Origin of the sequence: Mycobacterium sp. (assembly GCF_035314665.1) — a bacterium.
GTDB lineage: Bacteria > Actinomycetota > Actinomycetes > Mycobacteriales > Mycobacteriaceae > Mycobacterium.
The window spans coordinates 1-4,062 of sequence record NZ_DATFZD010000240.1 but is presented as its reverse complement, the minus strand read 5'-3'; the positions used below and the strand labels follow the sequence as shown (position 1 = coordinate 4,062).

Here is a 4,062-nt window from a genome sequence, read left to right as displayed (position 1 = left end):
GTGCGGCGCGTCCCCGTCCGGGTTGAGCTCGTCGGGCCCGAGATCCGGGATGGGCAGTAGATGGATCTCCACGCCGTCCGGCACCAGACCGGGCCCATGACGTTCGACCTCACGGCGTGAGCGCAGATCAGCGACATCGGTGAGGCCCAACCGGTTTAGCTCGTCGCGGCCGTCGTCGCCGAGGTCGCTCAGCTCGCCGGACCGAAAAAATCGTCCCGGTCGCACGACACCCGTGCTGTCGGCAATGTCGCGAAAGTTCCAGGCGCCCTGCAGTTCCCGCACGCTCAAAGCCATCTAGGTGACCGCCGCAGCGAAAGCGCTTTGCTCCCGGCCGATTTCGGCACGAGCGATCGACCGCATATGCACCTCGTCGGGCCCGTCGAAGATGCGCATCGCGCGCTGCCAGGCGTATAGCCGGGCCAACGCGGTATCTTCGCTGACGCCAGCCGCGCCGTGCACCTGAATGGCGCGGTCGATGACGTCGCACGCCATCTGCGGCGCTACTGCCTTGATCTGTGACACCAGCAGATGCGCAGCCTTATTGCCGTGCTGATCGATGGTCCAGGCCGCCTTCTCGCACAGCAGCCTGGCTTGATCAATCTCGTTGCGGGACTTTGCAATTGCCTGCTGTACCAGGCCCTGGTCGGCCAGCGGGCGGCCGAACGCGATCCGGGTGTTGGCCCGGTGCACCATCAGCGCCAGCGCACGTTCGGCGCCGCCGAGTGCGCGCATGCAGTGGTGGATGCGGCCCGGTCCCAGCCGCGCCTGGGCGATCGCGAAGCCGCCGCCTTCTTCGCCGAGCAGGTTGGTGATGGGCACCCGGACGTTGTCGTAGATGATTTCGCAGTGTCCGGGCTGATCTTGATAACCGAAGACTGTCGTTGAGCGCACCACGGTGACGCCAGGCGTATCGATCGGCACCAGGACCATCGACTGCTGCTGGTGGCTGGCCGCCTCCGGGTTGGTGCGGCCCATCACGATCAGGATCTTGCAGCGCGGATCGGCCGCACCCGACGTCCACCATTTGCGGCCGTTGATCACGTAGTCGCCGCCGTCACGCACGATGGAGGTTTCGATATTGCGGGCGTCGCTGCTGGCGACCGCCGGCTCCGTCATCGAAAAGCCGCTGCGGATCTCGCCGTTCAGCAACGGCTCGAGCCACTTCTTGCGCTGCTCCTCGGTGGCGAACAGGTGCAGGGTCTCCATGTTGCCGGTGTCCGGCGCCGCGCAGTTGATCGCCTCGGGCGCGATCTCCAGACTCCATCCCGTCAACTCGGCCAGCGGGGCGTAGTCCAAGTTGGTCAGGCCCGACTCGGCGGGCAGGAACAGGTTCCACAGACCGGCCGCTTTGGCCTTGGTCTTCAACTCCTCAATGATCGGCGGAACGGTGTGATCGTTCGGGCCGGCCTCGTGGCGGTAGCGGTCGTACTCGGCCTCGGCCGGAAAGACGTACTCGGTCATGAACTCGGACAGCCGCTTGTGGTAGTCGCTGGCTTTGGCCGACATTGCGAAGTCCATGCCCGTCACGATAGGACACCGCGGGAAAGCCTTTAACGGCGGAGGACGATAGAAACCGTGACCGACAAACGTCCCCCACTTCCGCCCTTCACCCTCGAAACAGCGATCCAGAAAGTGCAGGCCGCCGAGGACCTGTGGAACACCTGCGACCCCGAGCGCGTCAGCCTCGCCTACACCGTCGACTCGGAGTGGCGCAACCGCGACGAACACGTCGTCGGCCACGACGCGATCGTGGCCTTTTTGACCCGGAAATGGCAGCGCGAGCACGACTACGTGTTGCGGAAGGGCCTGTGGAGTTATCACGACAACCGCATCGCCGTCCGGTTCCAGTACGAATGCCGCGACGACGCCGGACAGTGGTGGCGCAGCTACGGCAACGAGTTGTGGGAGTTCTCCGACGCCGGGCTTACCGCCCGTCGCGAGGCCAGCATCAACGATGTGGCGATCGACGAATCGCAGCGCCGCTACTTCGGGCCACGATCGGAGGCGGAGCACGGCCAAGACTTCACCCTGTGGTAGCGGGCCGACTGGTGACCGGGGCCGTCAGACCGTCAGGTGACGATGCGGGCCGTGGAGCGGCCCGAGGAGGAGCCGGACAGTCAGGTTAGGGTTGGTGCCGATCTAGCCGGGGTAGGAGTTCATGACAGATACGCAGACGACGGTGGGGGTGGCCGCCGAGTCCGGGACCGACGAGCGACGGGTCGCGCTGGTGCCGAAGGCGGTCGGGCCGCTGGTGAAAAGCGGGGTCGCGGTCGTGGTGGAGTCGGGCGCCGGCGAGGGGGCGCTGCTTCCCGACGAGCTCTACACCGAGGCCGGCGCGACGATCGGTGACGCCTGGGCTGCCGACGTCGTCGTCAAGGTCGCGCCGCCGACCGCCGAGGAGGTCGGCAAGCTGCACAGCGGGCAGACGCTGATCGGCTTCCTGGCGCCGCGCAACGCGGACAACTCGATCGGCGCCTTGAAGCACGCCGGTGTGCAGGCGTTCGCGCTCGAGGCCATCCCGCGGATCTCGCGGGCCCAGGTGATGGACGCCTTGTCGTCGCAGGCCAATGTCGCCGGATACAAGGCGGTGCTGCTGGCGGCCTCGGAGTCGACCCGGTTTTTCCCGATGCTGACGACGGCGGCCGGGACCGTGAAGCCGGCCACCCTGCTGGTGCTCGGCGTCGGTGTGGCCGGGCTGCAGGCACTGGCGACGGCCAAGCGTCTCGGTGCTCGGACCACCGGCTACGACGTGCGGCCCGAGGTGGCCGACCAGGTGCGGTCAGTCGGTGCGCAGTGGCTGGATGTCGGAATCGAGGCGTCCGGAGAGGGCGGGTATGCCCGTGAGCTCACCGAAGACGAACGCGCGCAGCAGCAGAAGGCGCTGGAAGACGCAATCAGCGGATTCGACGTCGTGATCACTACCGCGCTGGTCCCGGGTCGCCCGGCGCCGCGCCTGGTGACCGCCGCGGCCGTGGAAGCGATGAAGCCCGGCAGCGTCGTGGTGGATCTCGCCGGCGAGACCGGCGGCAACTGCGAGCTCACCGAACCCGGACAGACGGTGGTCAAACATGACGTCACCATCGCTTCGCCGCTGAACCTGCCCGCGACCATGCCCGAGCACGCCAGCGAGCTTTATAGCAAAAACATCACCGCGCTGCTGGACCTGCTGCTCACGGACGGCAAGCTGGCTCCGGACTTTGACGACGAAGTGGTCGCCGAATCGTGTGTGACGCGCCGCGCCGACGACGATGCAGAGCGAAGCGATGCGGAGGAGCGGCGCGATATGGGAGAGGAAGCATAGATGCACGGGATGTATGACGAGCTGCTGTCGAACTTGGCGATCCTGGTGCTGTCCGGGTTCGTCGGGTTTGCCGTGATCTCCAAAGTGCCCAACACACTGCACACCCCGCTGATGTCGGGGACCAACGCCATCCACGGCATCGTCGTGGTCGGCGCCCTGGTGGTGTTCGGCGAGGTCGAGCACCCGTCGCTCGCGGTGCAGATCATCCTGTTTGTCGCGGTGGTGTTCGGCACGCTGAACGTCATCGGCGGCTTCATCGTCACCGACCGGATGCTGGGGATGTTCAAGGGCAAGAAGAAGGCCCCGCCCGCCAAGAGCGAAGAGGCCGCCAAATGAACTATTTGGTGATCGGCCTCTATGTCATCTCGTTCGCGCTGTTCATTTACGGCTTGATGGGCCTGACCGGGCCCAAGACCGCAGTGCGCGGAAACCTGATCGCCGCGGTCGGCATGGCGCTGGCCGTGACGGCGACGCTGATCAAGATCCGGCACACCGACCAGTGGGTACTGATCATCGCCGGCCTGGTGCTCGGCGTCGTGCTCGGCGTCCCGCCGGCGCGCTACACCAAGATGACCGCCATGCCGCAGCTGGTGGCGTTCTTCAACGGCGTCGGCGGCGGAACCGTCGCGCTCATCGCGCTCGCGGAATTCATTGAGACGAAGGGCTTTTCAGCCTTCGAGCACGGCGAGACACCGACCGTGCACATCGTGGTGGCGTCGTTGTTCGCCGCGATCATCGGGTCGATCTCGTTCTGGGGATCG

At 66.2% G+C, this 4,062-nt stretch carries 6 protein-coding genes; 4 read left to right on the top strand and 2 right to left on the bottom strand.

Features of this window, described 5'->3' with window-relative positions; genetic code table 11:
* Positions 1-288 (bottom strand): tyrosine-protein phosphatase (locus VKI00_RS17545; RefSeq protein WP_324439558.1); only part of this gene is annotated, 288 nt, incomplete at its 3' end.
* A gap of 6 nt (positions 289-294) precedes the next feature.
* Positions 295-1,506: an acyl-CoA dehydrogenase family protein gene (locus VKI00_RS17540; RefSeq protein ID WP_324439556.1), complete on the bottom strand. Its 1,212-nt coding sequence runs from the start codon at positions 1,504-1,506 to the stop codon at positions 295-297.
* Between the two features lie 69 nt (positions 1,507-1,575).
* On the opposite strand from VKI00_RS17540, the gene VKI00_RS17535 reads away from it, so the two are divergent.
* From VKI00_RS17535 to VKI00_RS17520, 4 genes are all read left to right on the top strand, one after another.
* Positions 1,576-2,037 (top strand): nuclear transport factor 2 family protein, encoded by a 462-nt coding sequence (locus VKI00_RS17535; protein ID WP_324439552.1) that lies wholly within the window; start codon positions 1,576-1,578, stop codon positions 2,035-2,037.
* A gap of 121 nt (positions 2,038-2,158) precedes the next feature.
* Positions 2,159-3,301 (top strand): Re/Si-specific NAD(P)(+) transhydrogenase subunit alpha, encoded by a 1,143-nt coding sequence (locus VKI00_RS17530; protein ID WP_324439550.1) that lies wholly within the window; start codon positions 2,159-2,161, stop codon positions 3,299-3,301.
* 9 nt (positions 3,302-3,310) lie between these two features.
* Positions 3,311-3,637 carry an NAD(P) transhydrogenase subunit alpha gene (locus VKI00_RS17525; RefSeq protein WP_324439554.1) on the top strand — a complete coding sequence of 109 codons (327 nt, stop codon included), beginning with the start codon at positions 3,311-3,313 and terminating at the stop codon, positions 3,635-3,637.
* The coding region (locus tag VKI00_RS17520) for an NAD(P)(+) transhydrogenase (Re/Si-specific) subunit beta (RefSeq protein WP_324439548.1) at positions 3,634-4,062 on the top strand (429 nt) is incomplete at its 3' end. The genes VKI00_RS17525 and VKI00_RS17520, both read left to right, overlap by 4 nt.